The organism is Pseudarthrobacter sp. lyk4-40-TYG-27 (assembly GCF_030209295.1).
Lineage (GTDB): Bacteria > Actinomycetota > Actinomycetes > Actinomycetales > Micrococcaceae > Arthrobacter.
In genome coordinates this window covers 349,528-371,332 of the sequence record NZ_JARVSH010000004.1, presented here as the reverse complement: position 1 = coordinate 371,332, position 21,805 = coordinate 349,528, and the positions used below count along the sequence as shown (strand labels likewise).

The following is a 21,805-nucleotide window of genomic DNA, read 5'->3' as shown; positions in this document are numbered from 1 at the left end:
CACCCGTGAGTGAACTGGAGGACCGGCAGGCGCCACGGCAACGGACCGTGGACGTCTACGATTTCCGCAGGCCCACCACCTTGCCCCGGCAGCACAGCCGGGTCCTGGAAGTGGCGTTTGAAACGTTCGCCCGGCAGTGGGGCACCCAGCTCACCGCGAAGGTCCGGGTGAAGTCTTCCGCCACCCTGGACCAGCTGAGCATGCAGAGCTACGACGAATACGCCGCCTCCCTGCCGGCCGTCACCGCCATGGTCCTGTGCCGGATCGAGGGCAGCGATTCCCGGCTGGTCCTGCAGTTCCCGGCCACCGCCGCCCTGTCCTGGATCAGCCGGATGCTGGGCGGCGCCACGGACCCGGTGGTCCCGGAACGCAAGTTCACCCAGATCGAGCACGCCCTGGTGCGGCGCATGGTGGAGGACGGGCTGGAGGACCTGCGCTATTCGCTGGGCTCCCTGCTGTCCGCGCCGCTGGCCATGGACGTGGTCCAGTACAACTCCCAGTTCGCCCAGGCGGCGGCGCCCGGCGAGTTGATGATCGTGGCCGCGTTCAGCGTCAAGGTGGGCGAGAACCACAGCGCCGCCACGCTTGCCATCCCGGCGGACGTGCTGCTCCCGGGCCTGGGTGCGGTCAACCCGATGGTTCCCGCGGCCGACGCCGGCGCCCTGGTCCGTGCCCAGGTGGCGCAGGTGCCGGTGGACGTGGCCGTGCAGCTGGCGTCCGCGCCGGTGACGCCCGGGCAGATCCTTGGCCTGGCCGTGGGCGACATCCTGCCCCTGCCGCACCGCGAGAACAGCCCGTTCGACGTCACCATCAACGGCACCCGGCTGGCCACCGCGGCCCCGGCCCGGAACGGTTCCCGTGCCGCCGCCGTCATTGTCACCACCGAGGAGAACCAGCGATGACCATCACTTTGAACCTGCACGAATCCTCGGCGCAGCAACTGGCCCTGCACCTGCCGCATCCGGCGGTGCTGTCCGTTTCCGGCATCGTCCCGCCGCTGGCGGCCGCCGCGTACGCGCCGCAGGGCATCGCGGCCACGTTCGTGGGCGCCGTGACGGCGGACCTGGCCCTGGTCCTGGCGGACCGTTCGTTCCTGGCTGCGGCCGGCGGTGCGGGAGCGGCTGCCGGCGGCGGGGCACCGGGCCTGGTGTCCGCCGTCGACATCCTGCGCCCTGCCATGGAGGCGGCTGCCGCGGTGTTCGACGCCGGCGTGCTGGGGGAGTTAAGGGAAGAGGACGCCGCCGGGCTGCTCTCGGACCCGGAAACCGCGGTGTTCGAACTGACGGACGGCACCAGCCCGGCCGGCTGGTTCGCGGTGCGGGTGCGCGAGCACGGCACCGTCCATGACGCCGGCCGCGGCTCCCGCCGGGATTCCGGCGTTCCGGCCCGGCTCAGCCTGATCAGCAACGTGGAAATGTCCCTGACCGTGGAGATCGGCCGCACCAGGATGTCCGTCCGGGACGCCTTGGCACTGGAACCGGGCAAGGTCATTGAACTGGACCGCTCCGCCGGTGCCCCCGCCGACGTCCTGCTCAACGGCCGCCTGATCGCCCACGGGGAAGTGGTGGTGGTGGACCAGGACTACGCCGTCCGCATCACCCGCATCCTGGATACCGCCGAGGGACTGGGGTAGATGGATTCAGTCATCCTGGGGCTGCGCGTGCTCGTGGCCCTTGGTGCGGTGCTGGGCCTGATGTGGTACCTGCAGCGCCGCCTGGGCAAGGCAAAAGGCCACGGCCGCCGCCGCGCCAACGGCACCCTGAGCGTGGTCAGCCGCCAGAGCGTGGGCCAGAAGGCCTCCGTGGTGGTGATCGACGCCGGGGACAAGCGCTTCCTGCTCGGCGTCACCGAACACAGCATCAACGTCCTGCATGCCGGGGAGATCCCGGTGGAAGCAGTGGACATCACGACGCCGGAGCAGCGGGCCGCGCTCCCGGCACCCGGGCGGGTGGCGGCGGCGCCGTCGGAGAGTTTCGCCGCCGTGTTCCAGGAGGCGGCGGGCATGCCCCGCCGGGCCGAGCTGCACCGCCGCGTGGGCCCCGCGGCCCTGCCCGGATCCAGGGTGTCCGGTCCCGGTGTGCCGGCATCGAAGCTGCACGGCTCCCTCCTGGCCGGTTCCACCTGGCGGCAGGCCGCCGAAGCGCTCCGCGGACGCCGGAGTTGACCGGAACCGCGGCCGCCCGCCCGCGGCCCCGCCAGGCCGCCACGGCAACCCGGCTGCTGGCGGCTGCCGCCGCAGCGGTGCTGCTCGCCGTCGTCGTCCTCTGGCTGGGCGCCGCCCTGGCCGGAACCCCCGCGCACGCCGCACCCGTCCCGGTGCCCACGCCCACCCCGCCCGCGGCCCCCGCCGAACCGGGCAACGGCAACGTGAGCATCAACATCAACGGCCTGGACGGCCAGCCCTCCACCGCCGTGGTCACCCTGATCGGCATCACCCTGCTGTCCGTGGCGCCGGCGCTGCTGCTGATGATGACGTCCTTCACCAAGATCTTCGTGGTGCTGGCCATGACCCGGAACGCCCTGTCGCTGCCGTCCATCCCGCCCAACCAGGTGCTTGCCGGGCTGGCCCTGTTCCTGTCCCTGTTCATCATGTGGCCGGTGATCCAGGACATCAACACCGCCGCGGTGCAGCCGTACCTGAACGGCAGCATCGACTTCGGCGGGGCCGTGTCCGCCGGTGCCGCGCCGCTGCAGCGGTTCATGCTGGGCCACACCCGGCAGGAGGACATCGCCCTGATGACGCGGGCAGCCAAGATGGCCAACCCGGCCAACCCGGAGTCGGTGCCGCTGCAGACCCTCATCCCGGCGTTCATGATCTCCGAGCTGCGGGCGGCGTTCATCATCGGGTTCGTCATCTTCATCCCGTTCCTGGTGATCGACCTGGTGGTCTCCGCCGCCCTGATGTCCATGGGCATGATGATGCTGCCGCCGGTGATGATCTCGCTGCCGTTCAAGATCCTGCTGTTCATCCTGGTGGACGGCTGGGGACTGGTCATCACCTCCCTGATCCAGAGCTACGGCTGATGGATACCAACGCCGTCCTGGACATCTGCCTCCAGGCCATGATCGTGGCGGCCAAGCTCTCCGCACCCGTGCTGGTCACCGCGCTGGTGGTGGGCCTGGCCATCTCGCTGCTGCAGTCCATCACCCAGCTGCAGGAAGCCACCTTGTCCTTCGTGCCCAAGGCCGTGGCCGTGGCCATCGCCCTGGTGGTGTGCGCGCACTGGATGATCACCGAGATGGTCTCGTTCACCAACGAGCTTTTCGCCCGGCTGCCCGGGTTGATCGGGGGAGCGTGAACATCCCCATCGACCAAGGCTGGCTGGAAGTGATGCTGCTGGCCTCCGTCCGGATGGTCGCGTTCCTGGTGGTGGCGCCGCCGTTCGCGCACCAGGCCATCCCGGCGCAGGTCAAGGCCATGCTGGGCATCGGGCTGGGCCTTGCCGTGTCCGGGCGCCTGGCAGCCGGGTACGTGCCCCTGGATACGGCGGGGTTCCTCACCGCGATCGTCCTGGAGCTGGCCACCGGCCTGGCCCTGGGGTTCCTGGTGTACCTGGTGTTCGCCGCCGTCCAGTCCGCGGGCAGCCTGATCGACCTCTCCAGCGGATTCCAGATGGCCCAGGCGTTCGATCCCCAGATGATGGTCAACGGCGCCCAGTTCACCCGGCTCCTGCAGATGGCGGCGCTGGCCCTGCTGTTCGCCTCGGACGGCTACCAGCTGGTGATCGGCGGCCTCACCGGCAGCTTCACGGCCTTCCCCCTGGCCGGCGGAATCGACCTCGCCCGCCCCGTCCAGGCAATGGTCCAGGCCGTCACCGGGATGTTCCTGTGCGCGGTGCAGATCGCCGGGCCGCTGATGGTGGTCCTGCTGCTGGCCGACGTCGGCCTGGGCCTGCTGACCCGCGTGGCGCCGGCCCTGAACGCGTTCGCGCTGGGTTTCCCGCTGAAGATCCTGCTCACCCTGGCCCTGGCGGGTTTCCTGTTCCTGGGGCTGCCGCGGATTGTGGCCGTCCTGGCGGGGCAGGCCGTCAACTCGCTGATGGGGGTGGGCTGAATGGCGGACTCGCAGGAGCGCACCGAGCAGGCCACGGACAAGCGGATGCGCGAGGTCCGGTCCAAGGGCCAGCTCAGCCGCTCGCAGGACCTCACCGCCTGGCTGGGTGTCGGTGCCTGCGCCGTGATGCTGCCGGCCACCATCGACCGGGCCGCCAACGCCGCCGTGGACCAGGTGTTCAGCATCCGTTCCGTGATGGAAAGCCCGGACCCCGGCAAGGCCCTGCACGCCCTGGAACTGGGGCTGGGTGCGCTGGCCGGCATCCTGGGGCCCCTGCTGCTGGTGGTGTTCCTGGTGGTGCTGGCCGGATCCGCCGTGCAGGGCGGGGTGCATTTCAAGAAGTTCCGCCCCGAGTTCGGCCATTTCAACCTGCTCAGCGGGCTCAAGCGGCTCTTCGGGATGCAGGCCGTGTGGGGTGGGCTGAAGGCGCTCCTGAAGGCGGCCGTCGTCGGCGTCGTCCTCTATTTCGTGGTCCAGCGCCTTATACCGGTGCTGCTCACCGCCGGCGGGCTGCCGGTGTCCGGGGTGATCGCCGCGGCCACGGACGGCATCGGCTCCCTGGTGCAGTTCGCCGTGGCGGCGGGCCTGGTACTGGCCGCCGCGGACGTGCTGGTGGTGATGCGCCGCAACCGCAAGAAGACCCGGATGTCCAAGAAGGAAGTCACGGACGAGAACAAGAACACGGAGGGCGACCCCTTGGTCCGCTCGCACCGGCGTTCCCGGCAGCTGGCCATGAGCCGGAACCGCATGATCGCCGCCATCGCCGACGCCGACGTGGTGCTGGTCAACCCCACGCACGTGGCCGTGGCGTTGAAGTACGACGCCGGCACGTCGGCTCCGCGGGTGGTGGCCAAGGGGGCGGGGGTCATCGCCGCCCGGATCAGGGCCGAGGCGGAGGCCAAGGAGGTGCCCATGGTGCAGGACATCCCGTTGGCCCGGGCGCTGCATTCGGCGTGCGGGCTCGGCCAGGAGATCCCGGTGGAGCTGTACCGGGCGGTGGCCGGGGTGCTGGCGTTCGTGATGTCCCTCAAAGCCCGCGGCGCCGCCCGCGGGATGCACCGGATGGCGGAGGTTCCATGACCGCCGCACTGCTTGAACCTGACCGTCGCGAAAGGACCTCCGCATGAAGAAGCCGCTTGGCCCGTTGGCCGTTCCGGTGGGGATCGTGGGCATCGTGCTGCTGCTCGTGGTCCCCGTTCCGGCGCCGCTGCTGGACGTCCTGATTGTCTGCAACATCCTGCTGGCGCTCCTGGTACTGCTGACCAGCATGTTCGTCAAGAAGCCGCTGGACTTCTCGGTGTTCCCCTCGCTGCTGCTGGTGGCCACCCTGTTCCGGTTGGGCATCAACGTGGCCTCCACCCGGCTGGTGCTGGGGCAGGGGTACGCGGGACAGGTGATCGAGGCGTTCGGCCATGTCACGGTGGGCGGGTCCATGATCATTGGCGCCGTGGTGTTCCTGATCCTGGTGGTCATCCAGTTCGTGGTGGTCACCAAGGGCGCCGAGCGCGTGGCGGAGGTGGGTGCCAGGTTCACCCTGGACGCCATGCCCGGCAAGCAGATGGCCATCGACGCGGACCTGAACGCCGGCCTCATCACGGACGCGCAGGCCCGCAGCCGGCGCGCGGACGTCTCGGCGGAGGCGGACTTCTACGGCGCCATGGATGGTGCGTCCAAGTTCGTCAAGGGCGATGCGATCGCGGGCATCATCATTATCATCATCAACTTCATCGGCGGCATTGCCATCGGGGTGCTGCAGCGCGGCATGGACGTGGGGGACGCGCTGGGCACCTTCGGGCTGCTCACCATGGGCGATGGCCTGGTCACGCAGATCCCCGCGCTGCTCATGGCCGTGTCCACCGGCATGATCGTCACCCGGTCCAACGCCGAGGAGGACATGGGCCGCACCGCGTCCTCCCAGCTGATGCAGTCGCCCACGGCCATGATGATCGCCGGGCTGGCCGCGGCCGCCATGGCTTTCATCCCGGGCATGCCCATCCTGCCGTTCCTGCTGGTGGCCGCGCTGCTGCTGTTCGGTTCGCGGCGGCTGGCCGCGGACCAGAAGGTCCGGGCCGACGCGGCGGCGGCGGAGGAAGCCTCGCTGCTGCCGGAGGAGGACCCGAACGAGCGGCTGCTCGAGGACATGCGGGTCCACCCGGTGGAGATCCTGCTGGCCCCGGACCTGGTGGACATCGTCTCCGGCGCCTCGGATGACCTGCTGGCCCGGGTGCGTTCCCTGCGGCACAAGATCGCCATGGACCTGGGGCTGGTGATCCCGCCGGTGCGCACCCGGGACAGCGTGGAGCTGCCGCCGGCCACCTACGTGATCCGGATCGCCGGGGTGGAGGCCGGCCGCGGCACCGCACCGGCCGGGCGGATGCTTGCCCTGGGCGACTTCCTGGACGCCCTGCCCGGCGCCTCCACCGTGGAACCCGTGTTCGGGCTGGCCGGGAAGTGGATCCCGTCCGAGATGCGGCACAGCGCGGAAATGACCGGCGCCACCGTGATCGACCGCGTCTCGGTGCTGGTGACACACCTGTCCTCGATCGTCACGGCCAACGCGGCGCGGCTGCTCTCCCGGGAGGATGTCCGGGTGCTCACCGAAGGTGTCCGGAAGCTGAGCCCGGCGGCCGTGGAGGAACTCACCCCGGGGCTGCTGTCCCTGGCGGAGATCCAGCGGGTGCTGCAGGGCCTGCTGGAGGAACAGGTCGCCATCAACGACCTCCCGCGCATCTACGAGGCCCTGGCGCTGCGGGCGAAAGCTTCCACTGATCCCGAGGCGCTGATCGAGGCGGCCCGGCAGTCGCTGGGCCCGGCGCTCGCCGCGAAGTTCCTGGACGGCGGAGTGCTGCACGTGATCATGATCGATCCGCTGCTGGAGCAGTCCATGCTGGAGGACCTCCGCCCGGGGGAGGGCGGCACGCAGATCGTCATGAACCAGGCCCGGCTCGACGCCGTGCTGGGCTCGGTCAAGCAGTCCATGGAATCCGCCGCGGCGGCCGGTCGCCAGCCGGTGCTGGTGTGCGCTCCGGCGCTGCGGCCGGCGGTGCGGCGGCTGGTGGCAGGGCCCGACGGCGGCGTGCAGGTTTTGTCCTACCGCGAGGTGACAGCCGCGAACGTGGGCATCGAGACGATGGGGGTGGTGCGGCATGCCGAAGCAATTCAGGCTTAAGGGGTCCTCGCTGGAGGCCATCCGGGACAAGGCCGTGGCCCAGTACGGCGCCGGCGCCCGGATTGTCGCGGCCGAGAAAGTGACCAACCCCGGGTTCGGCGGATTGTTCGCCAAGGACCGGTTCGAGGCCACGGTGGAGGTGCCGGACGGTGCTGCTTCCGCTGGCGTTGACACGTCTGTGCAGGCGCCTTTGGCAACCGCGACGCCGGCACCGGGGACGGCTGCCGACGCCCACGCCGGACTCCGGCGCCCCGCTATTGCCGCCCTGCTGGAGCAGGCGGACCGGAGCGAGCTGCGGCTCCACGGCCGGGGTGGCGGGCTTGGCGCTGCTTCAGGTTCTGCGCACGTCCCGTCCGCTGCCGCGCAGGCCGCGGAGCCGATTGAGCCCGTGCCGGTTTCGACGGCGCGGGCCGACTTCGCCGGACTGTTGGCGCAGCTGGGTGCCGACTACGGCAAGCCGCTTGCCGCCGTCGAACCTTCCCTGGCGCTTCCCGCAGGTGCTCCGGGTGAGGCCGTTGGCCAGGCAAAGACCCGTCCGAAAGCTCCGGCACCGCTCACCGGTGCCGGGGACCTGGTGCTGCTGCTGGGGCTTGGCGACGACGCCCTGGGCCCGGCCCTGGAGATGTCCCTGGCCGCGGGGGGCTGCGATGTCCGGACCAGCGGCAAGCTGACCGCGTTCGGCCACCTGCACGTGGCGGACCGGCAGGGCGCGACGGCGGCGCGCGCTTCGGCCGTGGCCACCGGGCAGGCGGTGCTGCTGGCGTTCGGGCTGGGCAGCCCGCGCGACGTCGCCGGCCACGCAGCCGTGATCGCAAGCCTCGGCGCTGACCAGGCCTGGGTGGTGGCGGACGCCCGCCGGAAAACCGACGATACCGCTGCCTGGCTGACGGCACTGCGGAACCTGACCGCTGTGGACGCGCTCGCCGTCGTGGGTTCGCAGGACACCCTGACCCCGGGAACAGTGCACGGTTTGGGGCTGCCCGTCGGTTGGCTGGACGGCAGAAAGGTAGATTGAGTACATGTTGGTTCTGACGCGCAAGCCGGGCGAGAAAATCATGATCGGGGATGACATTGTCATCACCGTCATGGAGGGGCGCGGCGACGGCGTGCGGATCGGGATCGAAGCCCCCCGCGGCGTCACCATCCAGCGCAGCGAGGTGGTGGAAGCCATCGCAGCAGCAAACGTCGCAGCAGCGCAGGCGGGCCCGGAAACCGAAGAGCTCCTGAAGGCGTTCCTCCCGCCCGCGGACTGACGCTTCCGCCGGGGTTGGGTCCCTGGCACGTGCGGCGGAAAGCCTTACGCCGAGAGGACCGGGCGCGTGATGCCGCCGTGGGTGGCGGCGCCCATTTGGGCCATGTAGTCGTTCCGGCGGCGGGCGTTGATTCGTGACTCCGGCGCGTGGGTGGTGCCGGGGTCGTCGGCGTAGTGCGCGGCCAGGCCGTCGCGCATCAGCCGGATGGCTTCTGCACGCTGCTGGGAGACGGCGGCGTGGGTGGATCCGAGTTCGGCGGCAAGCTCCTTGACGGTGCGGCCGGCGAGGTAGATCTCTTCCACCACGTAGCGCATCTTGGCGGGCAGCGCCGTGACGGCGGCGCGAAGGTACTTGACGCGTTCATCCGCCAGCACTGCGTGTTCGGGGGACGCCGTCTCCGCAGCGAACGTTTCCACAATGACGTCGTCCAGCGGAGTGAGGGTCCGGGCGGCGTCGGCCAGGGCGGCTTCCACCACGCTTCGCTCCACTCCGAGGGATGACGCCATCTCCGACACCGTGGGGTTCCGGCCCAGGAGTCCGCGCAGGGTTTCCTCCACGGCCATGGTTTCCTTGATGCGTTTGCGGGCCGAGCGTGTGGCCCAGTCCTGGGAGCGCATCTCGTCCGCGAAGGCACCGATGATACGACGGCGGGCGAAGGCTCCGAAGGGAACGCCCAGGGCAGGATCGAAGGACTCCGCGGACGTGATCAGCGCGATGGACCCCACCGACGCGAGGTCGTCACGCGACAAATGGGAGGCTTTGGCGCACACCTCGGAAACCAGATAACCCACTAAGGGGAGGTGCTGGAGGACCAGCTCGTTGCGGTGTTCGCGATCCAAAAAAAGTCCCCCCACGAGACTGTAGTGATGGTGCTGCCGCGCAGCACTGAGCGAAGACTATCACCTCAAAGCGGCCCCTTACGTGTACTGTCATGCAAAAGACGCCGCGGATTTCGCATCTCCGCGGCGGCAGAACTCCATAGTGATTGGGGAACCATTGGGGGCAGATGGACTTTCCGCGACGTTGTGGCGCGAAAGACGGCAACTCGAGCTGTTGAATTTCCGCTTGGAAACGCAGCTCCTGTACCTGGGCACGGGCAAAACCCAATGGTTAACGTTCACATCCGCGGACCTGGAAGCCGTCCTGGAGAAGCTCCGCTTCGAGACCCTCGCCCGCAATGTCGAGGCCGCCGCGGTCGCCGCTGAGTGGGGCGTTCCCGGCGAACCGGACCTTCAGCGCCTGGCCGCGGCGGCGCCCGAAGGCATCTGGGGCGAGCTCCTGCTGGACCACCGGCGCGACATGGCCCTGCTGCTCCAGCACATCCAGTCCGCCATAGAGGCGAACCGGGAGGCGCTGAAGTCCGCGCTGGAGGGCGTGGCCCGGGACCTGGATGCGGTCGCGTCGTCCCCCGACCCGGCCGAGGAACTGGCGATCCTGGCCCGGCAGGCCAACGCGGCGCACGCCCTGGCCGTGGTGGAAAATTGCGGGCAGCCGCTGGTGGCTGAGTTCCTGGGCGCCACCGAGTAAGAGCCCGGGGCAGGGCATTGCGGCCGGTCACGGCGCGGGGCTACGTTGTGGCGATGGAGCGCAAGGCAACACCGGGCGACATTGATGCCATCTGCAGGGGCCTTCCCGAGGTTGTGCTGGGGACCTCCTGGGGTGACCGTCCCACCTACAGAGTGCCGCACGGACCCAAGGGCCGGGGCTTCGTGCTGTACCGGGCCCCGCACAAGACGGCGATTAATCCGGAATCGGGCGAGCCGTACCAGGACCTGCTGGTCATCGTGGTCCCGGACGATGCCGCGAAGTCAGCCCTGGTGGAGGACCCGTCGCTGCCGTTCTTCACCGTGCCCCACTTCAACGGGTACAACGCCGTCCTGGTGCAGGAGTCCCGGCTTGGCGAGATGTCACGCGAAGAGCTGGCGGAGATCCTGGTGGAAGCCTGGGCGGCCCGGGCACCCAAAAGGCTGGTCAAGGAGTTCTTCGCCGGCCGTTGACGCACGACGCCGGCCCGCGACGTGCCCCATGACGCCCCGTTAGCTGGGTGGGCGTCGGCCACAAGGAGCCGCCGCACACTGTCAGGCCGCCAGGTGGAAGGTGTCCGCAAAGCGGCGGAGGAGGTCTCCGGGCCCGCTCAGCACCCGGATCACGCCGCTTTCGATCGCCCGGTCCGGTGCCATGTCACCGGAGATGAGCAGCCGGATGTCCGGCCCGGCGGCAAAGGCGAGGTCCGCCGCACCATCACCGCGAATGACGTCGAGGCTGGGCCCCTGGACCCTGATCAGGAGGTCGGCGGACCCAAAGTGGGCCGCGTAGGCGGTGGCAGGAAGGGCGGCCGCCACGTCCGGCCGAAACGCCGTTCGGAGGTCCATGGTCATCGAGTCGGGGCTGATGACCTGGTCCCCGCGTGGGTCGCCCATGGCCTTGAAGCCCCAGGCGCCCAGCGCGAGAACCACCGGTTCGAGTTCCCGTCCGTACGGCGTGAGTTCGTAGACGATGACCCGTGAGCGTGGCGCACGGCGGATCACGCCGGCCGCCTGCAGTTCCTTGAGCCGCGCGGCCAGGATATTGCTCGGGATCCGTGGCAGGCCCTCGGCGAGCTCACCGTAGCGGCGTGGCCCTACGAGCAGGTCGCGGACGATCAGCAGGGCCCACCGTTCGCCGACGATTTCCATGGCCCGTGTGATGCCCGAGTACTGTCCGTAGTCGCGTGCGGCCATGAACCTCAGGCCTGCTGGTTCATGAAGGCTTCCGGGCCCTGTTCGGCGGCGGCGGCTTCCATGTAGCCAAACTCAAGGATGTTGCCGTCCGGGTCCGTCAGCTGGCGCTGGTACATGAAGCCGTAATCGGAAGCGGGCTGGGCCTCGGTCCCGCCTGCTGCCAGGCCACTGGCAACGCTGGCGTCCACTGCATCCCGGCTCTCCAGGAAAATTGCGGTGGTGGCCGATACGGTCGCGGACGGGTCGCCGATGGGCCGGTCGCTGAAGGTCTGGAAGTACTCGCGGACCAGGAGCATGAAATAGCTGTGGTCTTCCTCCACCACCACGCACGCGGCGTTGTGGTCGGTGAAGAGCGGGTTGATGGTGAAACCCACCGCCGTATAGAACGCCTTGGCGCGCTCCAGGTCAGTCACCGGCAGGTTTACGAACATTGCGGTCATCACAGTCTCATTTCCCAAGATGGAGTGGATAACCACGATACTTGCAAAAAACAAGTGAGGGGTCAATACCCCCTGACTGCATGCTTCAGTCCCGCGCCAGCGGCAGTGCCAGCCTCATGGTCGTGCCGTCGGATCCGGTCCGCTGTACGTCCACGGTGCCGCCGGCTGCGGTGGCGATGTCGCGGACCAGGGCCAGGCCTATGCCAAAGCTGCGCCTGCCCCCGGATCCGTCCAACCCCGGGGCGCGGACGAACCGGTCAAAGATCCGGCCGGGGTCCACGCCGGTGATCCCGGTTCCGGTGTCTGCCACCAGGACCACGGCCCGCGATCCCTCAACACTGGTGCTGATGGTGATGCTTCCGCCGGAGGGGGTGTGGGCCAGGGCGTTATCGGCCAGGGCCAGGATGGCGCGCCGCAGCGAGCCGGGATCCGCGCGCACCCACGCCGTACCGGCCCCGGAGAAGTCCAGCCGGATGCCCTGTTGGCCGGCCAGGTCCTGGAGGCTTTCGGCGGCGGACCGGGCAACCGCCGCGACGTCCACCGGCTCCGGGACAACGTCCCCGGACGCGCCGGCGGATCCGCCGGGGGAGCCGGTCGCCGCCAAAAGGAGTTCGTTGACGATGCCCGTCAGCGTGGCCGTGTCCTCCCGGATCTTCGCCAACGCCTGCGCCGGCTCGGACCCGGGCTCGGCCTTGCGCTGCGCCAGCTGGATACGGGTATCAAGGATCGCCAGCGGCGTGCGGAGTTCATGGCTGGCGTCCTGGACGAAGCGCCGTTGCCTGGCCAGGGCCTCGCCCAGAGGCCGGATGGCACTGCGGGCGCTGATCCAGCCCACCACGCCGGCCAGCACGATGCCCGCCAGCCCGGCCAGGATCATGCCCTCGATCAGGTCCTTCGAGTCCAGGTAGGTGTAGGCCTTGCCGGCGGTGGAACCGGGCGGCGTGGGATGGGCCAGCTTGTTCATGAGGAACACGGTGGCGGCGGTAAGCAGCACCAGCACCAGGACGGCCACGCCGGCGCTGATCCGCAGTGCCACCTTCAGCGACGCGCGTCGGAGGATGTCCTGGTCCGCGTCCCCGGAGCCGGAGTGGGACACGCCGGTGGAGCCAGGGCCGGAGGAGCCAACACTGGAGGAGGAAGAGGTCATGAGGGGTCGCCGATCTGGTAGCCCACGCCGTGGACGGTGCGGATGACGGTCCGGGAGATCTTTCGGCGCAGGTGGTGGACGTAGGTGTCGATGACGCCGGGCTGGTCCGTGGACTGGAAATGCGCGGCGAGCAGGTCGTCGCGGGTGAACACCCTGCCGGGTTCGGCGGCCAGCGCCGCCAGGAGTTCGGCTTCCTTGGCGGTCAGCGTCACCACCTCGCCGTAGGCGGAACGGACAGCGCGCGACGCCGGATCGAAGTCCCAGCTGCCGATGCCCACCGGCCCCGCGGGCGGAGCGAAGGTGCGCGTCAGGGCGCGCAGCCGCGCCGCCAGCTCGCCGGCGTCGAACGGTTTGGTCATGTAGTCGTTGGCGCCGGTGTCCAGCCCGCGGACCTTCTCGTCCGTCTCGCCCAGCGCGGTGAGGATCAGGATGGGGGTGGCGATGCCTTTGGCCCGGAGCGCCGCGATGACGGCCAGTCCGTCCATGACGGGCAGGCCGCGGTCAATCACCATCACGTCCCAGGGCTGCGTCAGCCCCAGGTGCAGGGCTTCCTGGCCGGTGGCGGTGAGCCGGATCCGGTAGTCCGGCTCCAGCAGTTCGGCGATCATTGGTCCCAGCGCGGGATCGTCCTCGGCGAGCAGCAGGGAAGGCCGGTCCGCGGTGGTCATGCGGCCTATTCTTCCGTGAAAGCGTCCTGCCGGGCGCTGGTGCCCACCGTGTCGGGGTGCGGCCGGGCACCCGCCGAAGCGTCGTCGTCGTACCCTGCGGACGGCTCTGCGGCGGCGCGGCGGTGCTTGAGGTATTCCACGGCCCAGGGAACCACGGACACCAGGACCATGAGCACGGCGATGACGTCGATGTTCTTGGCGATGATTTCGTAGTGCCCCAGCCAGGTGCCCAGCAGGGTCACGGACGTGGCCCAGGCGGCGGCTCCCACAATGTTCCACAGCGTGAAGGCTTTGTACCCGTAACGGGCGGTGCCGGCGGTCAGCGGAGCGAAAGTCCTGATGATGGGGACGAAGCGGGCCAGGACAACGGCAGCGCCACCGTGCCGGCGGAAGAAGTCCTCGGTGGCGGTGAGGTGGGCGGTTTTCAGGACCTTGGCGTCGTCCTTGAACCAGCGCCGGCCGAACCGACGTCCCAGCAGGTAGCCCACCTGGTCGCCGGCGATCGCGGCGGCCGTGATCACGCCGATCAGGACGGGGAGGGCCAGCTGCAGCTGCTGGTGCAGGAGCCCGGCGGTGAAGAGCAGCGAATCCCCGGGCAGGAACGGGAACAGGACGCCGGATTCGATGAAGACCATCCCGGCAATCACGCCCAGGGCTGCCGGTCCCAGGCCGCTGAGCAGGCCGGCGGGGTCCAGCAGGGACGGTGGTCCGGTGGTGGCCATGGCGGAGACCAGGTCAGGGGTGAGGAAGCTGTGCATGGGGGTCCTTTAGCGTCGGCTGGAAGGGGTGGTGAGCGCGGCGGGCAGGCGGTCGAAGAGCCGGGGAGCGAAGCGGTTCCAGAGCCCGGCGAGCAGCACGAAGGCGGCGCTCGCGGCCAGGAACGAGGCCGCAACGTCGGTGGGGTAGTGCACCCCGACGTACAGCCGGGACCATGCCACGATGACGGCGACGACGGCGCCGGCCGCGGCCACCAGCTTGGACCAGCGGGTGCCCCGGGACAGGAAGTACAGGGCGAAGGCCAGGGCGACGGCGAAGCTGACGTGGCCGCTGGGGAAGCTGTTGGATCCGGTCTCCGGTGAGAGGGGGTCGAACAGCAGGGCCGGGTTGGGCCGCTGCCGGGCGACGATCAGCTTGAAGGCTTCGCTGGCCACCCAGCCCGAGCACGCCACCACGCCGAAGGCAACGGCGGTGGCCAGGTCGCGGCGCACCAGCAGCACCACCAGGGCGATGACGGCGATCAGGCCCAGGCCGGCCACCGGGCCGAACAGGAGGTTGATGCCCATCGCGACGGCGGTCAGCACGGCAACGTGGTGCGTGCTGAGGTCCTGGTCCACGTGCAGTTCGGCGGCGGTGTCGCCGGGCAGGAGCTGCACCGTGAAACCGAGGGCGACGACGGCGGCGCACAGCAGCGCGCCCAGCAGCAGCCAGTGCCGGGCCTGGGGGAGCGCCGGGAACCGGGTGCGGGCTGCGGCGGTGGTGCGGGGGCCGGCTGTTGTCTTGTGGGCTCGGGTTGGTCCGTTCACGAATCCTCCGGGATGGTCCTGCGGCGGACAGGGTTCTGTCCGTGGTCTCTGTTTCGATCCTTCCCCAGGGTTCCTAAGAAAGGCTTAAGAAACGTGACCGCCGCAGGGCCGCGGAAGTCGCCCTGTCAGGTCATGGGCCGGCCGAGATCGCGGTGAGGAGCGCAACTCCGTCGGGGCTGCCGAGGCCGGTGCACGGGTCCCAGCCGGCGGCAGCCTTGTAGGTGCCGTTGTTTCCGGCGGTGATGTCGCGGAAGGCCGCCTTGTTGCGGTAGAGCAGCGGCTGGATCTGCCCGAAGGTGCGGCTGGTGGACTCCGCCAGGAGGGCGATGAGTGCCGCCCAGAGCGGTGCCACGGCGCTGGTCCCGCCGATGACCATGTCCGTGCCGTCCACCCGCACTTTGTAGCCGGTCTGGGGGTCCGCCACTGCGCTGACGTCGGGCACTCCGCGGCCTTTAGTCCCTGTGGGGTGGTGGCCGCCGTGGTGCGCGGACTGCCAGGCGGGGACGGGGAAGGTGTCGCTGTAGCCGCCGCCGGTGGCTGAGTGCGGGCCGTCGTTCCACACCGTCTCGGACGTGATGGTTCCCGTGGCGGGGTCCGCGTCGAGGCGGGTTCCGCCGCAGGCCAGCGCGTGGGGGCTGGAGGCGGGGAAATCGGCGTGGTCTTTGCCATCGGTGGCGCCGTCTGCGCTGCCGTTGTCCCCGGCGGCGGCGGTGACGGTCACGCCGAGTGCCGTGGCGTCGGCCAGGGCCTGGTCGAAGGCTGTCCGGGCCTGGGCGGTCCAGTCGTCCTCGCTTTGGCCCCAGCTGATGCTGATGGACGTGGGTGCCGGGGCGGCGTGGGAGGCGTTGATGATGGCGTCGAGGAATCCGGCGTCGGTGTTGGGCGCGAAGTAGACCGGGATGTCCGCCTGGGGCACCAGGGCGCCCACCACTTCGATGTCCAGGAGGACTTCCCCGTCCGCGCCCGTGGGGTCCTGTCCGGGATGGTTCGCGGCGCCGTCGACCCCCACTGCCCGCACCACCGTGGGCCCGGTGATGCCCAGTTCGGCGAAGTAGGCGTCCAGGTCGGATTGGGCGAAGCCGCCGCCGAGTTCGATGATGGCCACGGTCTGGCCGGCGCCGCCGCCGCCCGCGGGGAAGTTGTAGATCCGGGCAAGCTCGGGCGGTGTGTAGCTGGTCCCGGACGCCGCCCGCGGAATGGCATGGAACTGGGCGCGCGCCTGGGGCCGGTCATCAAGGCCCAGTACCGCCGTGACAACGCCGTCCAGTTCCGCGGGGATCTCCAGACCGCCGGTCCTGTGCCGGTGGGTGACATCGTGGCCGTGCGGACCGCTGCTGGTGACTTCCTCCAGGCTGGTGCCGAAGATCCGGCTCAGCACCTCCACCGTCCCGGCGAGGCGGATGCGGCGGGAGGCGGCGTCGGCCTCGACAACCTCGGCGCCGAGCCGGGTGAAGGTCTCGGTGGCAAGGCCCAGGTCAGCGTCGGAGGCGCCGTGGCGTGCTGCCAGTTCCTCGCGGGTCAGGGGCTGGGCGGGCTCGGTGGAGGCCTCCGGCAGCGGTTCCTGGCGGCGCAGGATCACGGTGACCTCGATCCTGTGCGCGGGATTGGCAGGACCCAGGGTGTTTTGGATCCGTGCCGCCGCGGGGCGTTCTGAGCCGGGGAGGGGGACACGGCTCTCTGCGTGCTCGGGGGTGGGGTTGGTGTGCTCAGACATGGGATGGCTCCGTTCGTGGTCAGGCAAGGCCAATTGTGCTCCGGGTCACTGACAATGAACAGGGAACTTTGGTCCCGGATGAGCCACCCAACGGACAGCGGCGCGGCTGGTACCTGGTCCGCGCAAAACACACTCGCGCCGAGTACGGGCTGGGCTGGTGCTGTCAGTCCTTGGGGAGGGCGCGGACTGAGTTATTGCGTTTCTCGTGGGTGAGCTCGGCCAGTCCCAGAGCTTCCAGCAGCGGTGGGAGGTACATTCCGAACCGTCCGCGGTAGCCTTTCCGCAACCCGTACCAACCGCCCACCGGGTTCCCGGGATCCCGGCCCCATGCCTCGACGCTGCCTTCCGGGGCCGGCTTCGATTCATCGGCGGCGCCCAGGGGAACCCAGTCCCCTTGCTCGGTCAGCCACGCATGCAGGTCTTCGATCGCCCGGAGGTGGTATTTCAGGGTGGTTGAGCCCACCTGGCAGACCAGTGCCGGTGGGGCTGCCTCAGGGTCCCGGTACATCTGGTATTCGGATGACCCGGGCGCCGTCACCAGCTGCCACGGATCTGCCATCGTTCCCTCGGACACTAGAACCACGCACCTTCCACGTCGATAGCCTGAGTTTAAGACCAAAATCGCTGATTGCGGCGGTAATCAGTTAAGTGCTTCGCGCGGGTGCGCACGGGTCGCGGTGGCGCACCACGGCGGGCCTCGCCTTAGGAAGTCAGCGCACGACGGCGGCACGCGCCACGCGCAAAAGGTGAGCGCGCGTCGGTGGGAAGGCTGTCGAAGGTGAGCGGGCGTTGGTGGGAGAGCGGCAAGAAGTGAGCGGGCGTTGGGGGATGGGTGGTCGAAGGTGAGCGGGCGTTGGGGGAGGAGCGGTCGAAGGTGAGCGGGCGTTGGGGGAGGAGCGGTCGAAGGTGAGCGCGCGTGGGGGAGGGTGCACGCTTGACGAGTTCCGCCGCGCCCGCATATCCTGAACGAACGGTCGGTAAATAATTCCGAGCCGCCCGACAGGTCTTTGCATAGGAGCAACCATGGCAGCGCAGAACTTGCAGTCAGTGCCGGCTGAGCTAACCCAAGAAGCGGACGCCGCGGGCCAGGCCCACTTCGACCGCATCATCGCCGAGGACTCCCGGATCGAGCCCCGCGACTGGATGCCGGCGGCTTACCGCAAGACCCTCCTGCGCCAGGTGTCCCAGCACGCCCACTCCGAGATCATCGGCATGCAGCCGGAGGCCAACTGGATCTCCCGCGCCCCCAGCCTGAAGCGCAAGGCCATCCTCATGGCCAAGGTCCAGGACGAAGCCGGCCACGGGCTCTACCTCTACAGCGCCGCCGAGACCCTGGGCCAGTCGCGGGACAAGATGATGGACGACCTCATCGCCGGCAAGGCCCGCTACTCCAGCATCTTCAACTACCCGGCCCTGACCTGGGCGGACATGGGCGCCATCGGCTGGCTGGTGGACGGCGCAGCCATCTGCAACCAGGTCCCGCTGTGCCGGGCTTCGTACGGCCCCTACGGCCGGGCCATGGTGCGCATCTGCAAGGAAGAGTCCTTCCACCAGCGCCAGGGCTTCGAGATCCTGCTGGAACTCTCCAACGGCACGCCCGCGCAAAAACAGATGGCCCAGGACGCGGTGAACCGCTGGTACGCACCGGCCCTGATGATGTTCGGCCCGCCGGATGACGATTCGCCCAACTCCAAGCAGTCCATGGCGTGGAACATCAAGCGGTTCAGCAATGACGAGCTCCGCAGCCGCTTCGTGGGCATGATGGTGGAGCAGGTCCGGGTCCTGGGCCTCACCCTCCCCGATGACCAGGTCCGTTTCAACGAGGACACCAAGAAGTGGGAGCACGGCCCGCTGGACTGGCACGAGTTCCAGGAAGTCCTGGCCGGCCGCGGCCCCTGCAACGCCCAGCGCCTTGAGCGCCGGCGGGCAGCGCACGACGACGGCGCCTGGGTCCGCGAGGCAGCCGCCGCGTATGCGGACAAGCAGCGAGCAAAACAGTCAGCAAAGCAGCAGAAGGAACACGCAGCATGAGCCCCCACGGCAACCCGGAAACCCCGGCCAGCTCCGCCACCGAAATCAACCGCGAAGCCCCCAAAGCATCCCCCGCGCCGCAGGAGCACCACGACCGCGGTGCCTGGGGCCTCTGGGAGGTCTTCGTCCGGTCCAGCCGCGGCCTGAGCCACGTCCACGCCGGGTCCCTGCACGCACCGGATGCCGCCATGGCCCTCCGCAATGCCCGCGACCTCTACACCCGCCGGAACGAGGGCGTCTCCATCTGGGTGGTCCCGGCGGACGCCATCGCGGCCAGCGACCCCGATTCCAAGGGCTCCTTCTTCGAGTCCCCCCAGGGCAAGGACTACCGGCACGCCACGTACTACACCAAGAGCGAAGGGGTGAAGCACCTGTGAGCAGCCCCGAAACCAGCACCCACGAAAGCACGGGCCACGGCGACATCTCCACCGGCGTGGCCGGCGGCGACTCCAACGCATCGGCAACAAGAATCACCCCCGGCAACGCCCTGCGCCCGGAGGACATCGCCCTGGAGGTCAAGACCGGCCTGGTGAAGCCCAGCGGGGACGTCGCCGAGTACGCACTGAGGCTGGGCGATGACGCCCTGATCCTCGCGCAGCGGCTGGGCCACTGGATCTCGCGCGCACCGGAGCTGGAGGAGGACATCGCCCTGGGCAACATCGCCCTGGACCAGCTGGGCCACGCCCGCAGCTTCCTCACCTACGCCGGCGCCGGCATGCCCAAGGAGGACGGTACGGCCACGTCCGAGGACGAGCTGGCCTACTTCCGCCGCGAGCACGAGTTCCGGAGTGTCCAGCTGTTCGAGCAGCCCAACGGGGATTTCGCGGCCGCCATCGCCCGCCAGTTCGTGGTGAGCTATTACCAGTACGAGCTCTACCGCCGGCTCACCGAATCCACGGACGCCACCCTGGCAGCCATTGCCGCCAAGGCCGTGAAGGAAGTGGATTACCACCGGGACCACAGCAGCCAGTGGGTGCTGCGCCTGGCCGGCGGCACCGAGGAATCCCGCAAGCGGATGATCCACGGCCTGCGCCTCATGTGGCCGTACGTCAACGAACTGTTCCAAGACGATGACCTGACGCGGCGCCTCGCTGAGGCGGGTGCCGCCGTCGTACCTTCCAGCCTGAGAGGCGACTTTGACCGCCTGGTCACCGCCGTCCTCACCGAGGCCGAGCTGGAGGTCCCGGATGTGCCCGCAGCCCCGGGCGGCGGCCGGTACGGCAAGCACTCGGAGCACCTGGGCTACATCCTCGCAGAGATGCAGGTGCTGGCCCGCGAGCACCCCGGGGCCAGCTGGTGACTGCCATGTACATCTCGGACTTCGAAACCCGGACGCAGACGCCCCGCCAGAAGGCGTGGGACATCGCCGCCACGGTGGTGGACCCGGAGATCCCGGTGCTCACCATCGCGGACCTGGGGATTTTGCGGAAGGTCGACGTCGGCACGGACGGAAGCGTCACGGTCACCATCACGCCCACCTACTCGGGCTGCCCGGCCATGGACGCCATCCGGGACGACCTCTACACGGCCTTCAAGAAGGAGGGCTACGGGGACGTGCACGTGGACTTGGTCCTCGCCCCGGCGTGGACCACGGACTGGATGACGGAGGCCGGCAAGCAGAAGCTGCAGGAGTACGGCATCGCCCCGCCCAGTGGCCACTCTAAGGCCGGCGGCCACTCCGGCCCCGTCCGGCTGAGCCTGGCGGTGAAGTGCCCGCAGTGCAACAGCCTGAACACCAAGGAACTCACCCGCTTCGGTTCCACGTCCTGCAAGGCGCTCTATGTGTGCCAGGACTGCAAGGAACCGTTCGACTACTTCAAAGTCCTGTAAGGAACCCCCATGCCTGTTGTCCGCCAGACCGCTGCCGAAGAGGCTGAGGTGACCGGCCGCCGTCGTCCGTCCTTCCACACCCTCACCGTGCAGGAGGTGCGCCGGCTCACCGAGGACGCCATCGAGGTCAGCTTCCACGTCCCCGCGGAGCTCGCCGGCAAGTTCGACTACCTGCCCGGCCAGTACGTTGCCCTGCGCACCACGCTTCCGGACGAGGACGGCGAGCCGAAGGAAATCCGCCGTAGCTACTCCATCTGCGCCGAGCCGCGCAGCTTCGAGGACGGCACCAGCGAGATCCGCGTGGCCATCAAGAAGGACCTGGGCGGACTGTTCTCCACCTGGGCCAACGCCGAGCTGAAGGCCGGGGACACCTTGGACGTGATGAGCCCCATGGGCGCGTTCGTGTCCAAGCACGGCCGCGACGGCGTGGCCGTGGAGCAGAACGTGATGACCTCCATGAACAGTCCGAAGGACATGGAGACAGGACTCGCGGGGGAGGCCGGGAACTTCGTGGCCATCGCCGCCGGGTCCGGCATCACCCCGGTGATCGCGATCGCCCGGACGCTGCTGGCCGCCAACCCGGAGACCCGGTTCGATCTGATCTACGCCAACAAAGCCGCCATGGACGTGATGTTCCTGGAGGAGCTGGCGGACCTGAAGGACAAGTACCCGCAGCGGCTGGCCATCCACCACGTGCTCTCCCGGGAGCAGCGGATCGCGCCGCTGCTCTCCGGCCGGATCGATGCGGAGAAGCTGCAGCAGCTGCTGGGCACCGCCCTGCACGCGGACGATGTGGACGAGTGGTTCCTGTGCGGGCCGTTCGAGCTGGTGCAGCTGTGCCGGGACACCCTGGCCGAGCGCGGGGTGAAGCCGGAGAACGTCCGGTTCGAGCTTTTCACGTCGGGCAAGCCGGACCGCCCGGAGGGCCAGGCAGGCCGGCCCGTGGTGGTGGACGAGTCCAAGGAGACGTACAAGATCACGTTCAAGCTGGACGGCCTGCAGGGCGAGGTGGCCAGCCCCACGCACGCCCGCGAGTCCATCCTGAACGCGGCGCTGCGGGTCCGCCCGGACGTGCCGTTCGCGTGCGCCGGGGGAGTGTGCGGCACCTGCCGGGCCAAGGTGGTCACCGGCAGCGTGACCATGGACGAGAACTACGCGCTGGAGCAGGACGAGCTGGACAAGGGCTACGTGCTCACCTGCCAGAGCCACCCCACCAGCAAGGAAGTCACGGTCGACTTCGACGTCTAATCCGTTTC

26 protein-coding genes are annotated in these 21,805 nt (G+C 69.3%); 17 read left to right on the top strand and 9 right to left on the bottom strand.

Annotated elements, in window-relative coordinates:
* Positions 1–5: 5 nt before the first annotated feature.
* Genes QRM96_RS09420 through csrA form a run of 10 tightly spaced genes read left to right on the top strand, consistent with a single transcriptional unit; the run spans position 6 to position 8,476 of the window.
* Complete coding sequence (locus tag QRM96_RS09420; protein WP_285319397.1) at positions 6–902, top strand: flagellar motor switch protein FliM; 897 nt, start codon at positions 6–8, stop codon at positions 900–902.
* The gene (gene fliN / locus QRM96_RS09415) at positions 899–1,633 is read left to right on the top strand and encodes a flagellar motor switch protein FliN (RefSeq protein WP_109045314.1); all 735 of its coding nucleotides are present in this window, start codon (positions 899–901) and stop codon (positions 1,631–1,633) included. Before QRM96_RS09420 ends, fliN begins: the two co-directional genes overlap by 4 nt.
* On the top strand, positions 1,634–2,164 hold the full coding sequence (gene fliO, locus QRM96_RS09410; RefSeq protein WP_285319395.1) for a flagellar biosynthetic protein FliO: 531 nt from the start codon (positions 1,634–1,636) through the stop codon (positions 2,162–2,164).
* Entirely contained in the window at positions 2,161–3,024 is an 864-nt protein-coding gene (gene fliP, locus QRM96_RS09405) for a flagellar type III secretion system pore protein FliP (protein WP_502934883.1), read from the top strand. The genes fliO and fliP overlap by 4 nt, the downstream gene beginning before the upstream one ends.
* Entirely contained in the window at positions 3,024–3,299 is a 276-nt protein-coding gene (gene fliQ, locus QRM96_RS09400) for a flagellar biosynthesis protein FliQ (protein WP_109045316.1), read from the top strand. Before fliP ends, fliQ begins: the two co-directional genes overlap by 1 nt.
* Positions 3,296–4,054 (top strand): flagellar biosynthetic protein FliR, encoded by a 759-nt coding sequence (locus QRM96_RS09395; protein WP_285319394.1) that lies wholly within the window; start codon positions 3,296–3,298, stop codon positions 4,052–4,054. The genes fliQ and QRM96_RS09395 overlap by 4 nt, the downstream gene beginning before the upstream one ends.
* Positions 4,055–5,134 carry an EscU/YscU/HrcU family type III secretion system export apparatus switch protein gene (locus QRM96_RS09390; RefSeq protein WP_285319393.1) on the top strand — a complete coding sequence of 360 codons (1,080 nt, stop codon included), beginning with the start codon at positions 4,055–4,057 and terminating at the stop codon, positions 5,132–5,134.
* 43 nt (positions 5,135–5,177) lie between these two features.
* Complete coding sequence (locus QRM96_RS09385; RefSeq protein WP_285319392.1) at positions 5,178–7,223, top strand: flagellar biosynthesis protein FlhA; 2,046 nt, start codon at positions 5,178–5,180, stop codon at positions 7,221–7,223.
* The gene (locus QRM96_RS09380; RefSeq protein ID WP_285319390.1) at positions 7,201–8,238 is read left to right on the top strand and encodes a hypothetical protein; all 1,038 of its coding nucleotides are present in this window, start codon (positions 7,201–7,203) and stop codon (positions 8,236–8,238) included. The genes QRM96_RS09385 and QRM96_RS09380 overlap by 23 nt, the downstream gene beginning before the upstream one ends.
* 4 nt (positions 8,239–8,242) lie before the next feature.
* Entirely contained in the window at positions 8,243–8,476 is a 234-nt protein-coding gene (gene csrA, locus QRM96_RS09375; protein WP_109045321.1) for a carbon storage regulator CsrA, read from the top strand.
* Positions 8,477–8,520: 44 nt separating this feature from the next.
* Here csrA and QRM96_RS09370 read toward each other — a convergent pair whose 3' ends face one another.
* Positions 8,521–9,315 (bottom strand): sigma-70 family RNA polymerase sigma factor, encoded by a 795-nt coding sequence (locus tag QRM96_RS09370; RefSeq protein WP_109045322.1) that lies wholly within the window; start codon positions 9,313–9,315, stop codon positions 8,521–8,523.
* Positions 9,316–9,397: 82 nt separating this feature from the next.
* Between QRM96_RS09370 and flgN the strand changes: the two genes are divergently transcribed.
* Both flgN and QRM96_RS09360 read left to right on the top strand, forming a co-directional pair.
* Positions 9,398–10,003 (top strand): flagellar export chaperone FlgN, encoded by a 606-nt coding sequence (gene flgN / locus QRM96_RS09365; RefSeq protein ID WP_350224064.1) that lies wholly within the window; start codon positions 9,398–9,400, stop codon positions 10,001–10,003.
* A 53-nt stretch (positions 10,004–10,056) separates the two neighbouring features.
* Complete coding sequence (locus QRM96_RS09360) at positions 10,057–10,473, top strand: MmcQ/YjbR family DNA-binding protein (protein WP_285319386.1); 417 nt, start codon at positions 10,057–10,059, stop codon at positions 10,471–10,473.
* 81 nt (positions 10,474–10,554) lie between these two features.
* Here QRM96_RS09360 and QRM96_RS09355 read toward each other — a convergent pair whose 3' ends face one another.
* The 8 genes from QRM96_RS09355 to QRM96_RS09320 form a co-directional block, all read right to left on the bottom strand.
* Positions 10,555–11,196 (bottom strand): winged helix-turn-helix transcriptional regulator, encoded by a 642-nt coding sequence (locus QRM96_RS09355; RefSeq protein ID WP_285319385.1) that lies wholly within the window; start codon positions 11,194–11,196, stop codon positions 10,555–10,557.
* A 5-nt stretch (positions 11,197–11,201) separates the two neighbouring features.
* Positions 11,202–11,636 carry a VOC family protein gene (locus QRM96_RS09350; RefSeq protein WP_018761641.1) on the bottom strand — a complete coding sequence of 145 codons (435 nt, stop codon included), beginning with the start codon at positions 11,634–11,636 and terminating at the stop codon, positions 11,202–11,204.
* Between the two features lie 85 nt (positions 11,637–11,721).
* Positions 11,722–12,783, bottom strand: a complete 1,062-nt coding sequence (locus QRM96_RS09345) for a sensor histidine kinase (RefSeq protein ID WP_285319384.1) — start codon at positions 12,781–12,783, stop codon at positions 11,722–11,724.
* Complete coding sequence (locus QRM96_RS09340; RefSeq protein WP_285319383.1) at positions 12,780–13,451, bottom strand: response regulator transcription factor; 672 nt, start codon at positions 13,449–13,451, stop codon at positions 12,780–12,782. Before QRM96_RS09340 ends, QRM96_RS09345 begins: the two co-directional genes overlap by 4 nt.
* A 5-nt stretch (positions 13,452–13,456) precedes the next feature.
* The gene (locus QRM96_RS09335) at positions 13,457–14,209 is read right to left on the bottom strand and encodes a DedA family protein (RefSeq protein ID WP_285319382.1); all 753 of its coding nucleotides are present in this window, start codon (positions 14,207–14,209) and stop codon (positions 13,457–13,459) included.
* Positions 14,210–14,218: 9 nt separating this feature from the next.
* Positions 14,219–14,974 (bottom strand): phosphatase PAP2 family protein, encoded by a 756-nt coding sequence (locus QRM96_RS09330; protein WP_285319381.1) that lies wholly within the window; start codon positions 14,972–14,974, stop codon positions 14,219–14,221.
* Positions 14,975–15,104: 130 nt separating this feature from the next.
* Entirely contained in the window at positions 15,105–16,688 is a 1,584-nt protein-coding gene (locus tag QRM96_RS09325; protein WP_285319379.1) for a S53 family peptidase, read from the bottom strand.
* A gap of 163 nt (positions 16,689–16,851) precedes the next feature.
* Positions 16,852–17,247: a DUF6855 family protein gene (locus tag QRM96_RS09320; protein ID WP_018761635.1), complete on the bottom strand. Its 396-nt coding sequence runs from the start codon at positions 17,245–17,247 to the stop codon at positions 16,852–16,854.
* Between the two features lie 464 nt (positions 17,248–17,711).
* Between QRM96_RS09320 and paaA the strand changes: the two genes are divergently transcribed.
* From paaA to paaE, 5 genes are read left to right on the top strand one after another with little or no spacing between them, the layout of a single operon-like run.
* Entirely contained in the window at positions 17,712–18,719 is a 1,008-nt protein-coding gene (gene paaA / locus QRM96_RS09315) for a 1,2-phenylacetyl-CoA epoxidase subunit PaaA (RefSeq protein WP_285319378.1), read from the top strand.
* Positions 18,716–19,096 carry a 1,2-phenylacetyl-CoA epoxidase subunit PaaB gene (gene paaB, locus QRM96_RS09310; protein ID WP_018761633.1) on the top strand — a complete coding sequence of 127 codons (381 nt, stop codon included), beginning with the start codon at positions 18,716–18,718 and terminating at the stop codon, positions 19,094–19,096. The genes paaA and paaB overlap by 4 nt, the downstream gene beginning before the upstream one ends.
* Positions 19,093–20,019, top strand: coding sequence for a 1,2-phenylacetyl-CoA epoxidase subunit PaaC (paaC, locus tag QRM96_RS09305; protein ID WP_285319376.1), 927 nt, complete (start codon positions 19,093–19,095; stop codon positions 20,017–20,019). The genes paaB and paaC overlap by 4 nt, the downstream gene beginning before the upstream one ends.
* Before the next feature lie 5 nt (positions 20,020–20,024).
* Complete coding sequence (gene paaD / locus QRM96_RS09300; RefSeq protein ID WP_285319610.1) at positions 20,025–20,549, top strand: 1,2-phenylacetyl-CoA epoxidase subunit PaaD; 525 nt, start codon at positions 20,025–20,027, stop codon at positions 20,547–20,549.
* A gap of 9 nt (positions 20,550–20,558) precedes the next feature.
* Entirely contained in the window at positions 20,559–21,797 is a 1,239-nt protein-coding gene (paaE, locus tag QRM96_RS09295) for a 1,2-phenylacetyl-CoA epoxidase subunit PaaE (protein ID WP_285319374.1), read from the top strand.
* Positions 21,798–21,805 lie beyond the last annotated feature (8 nt).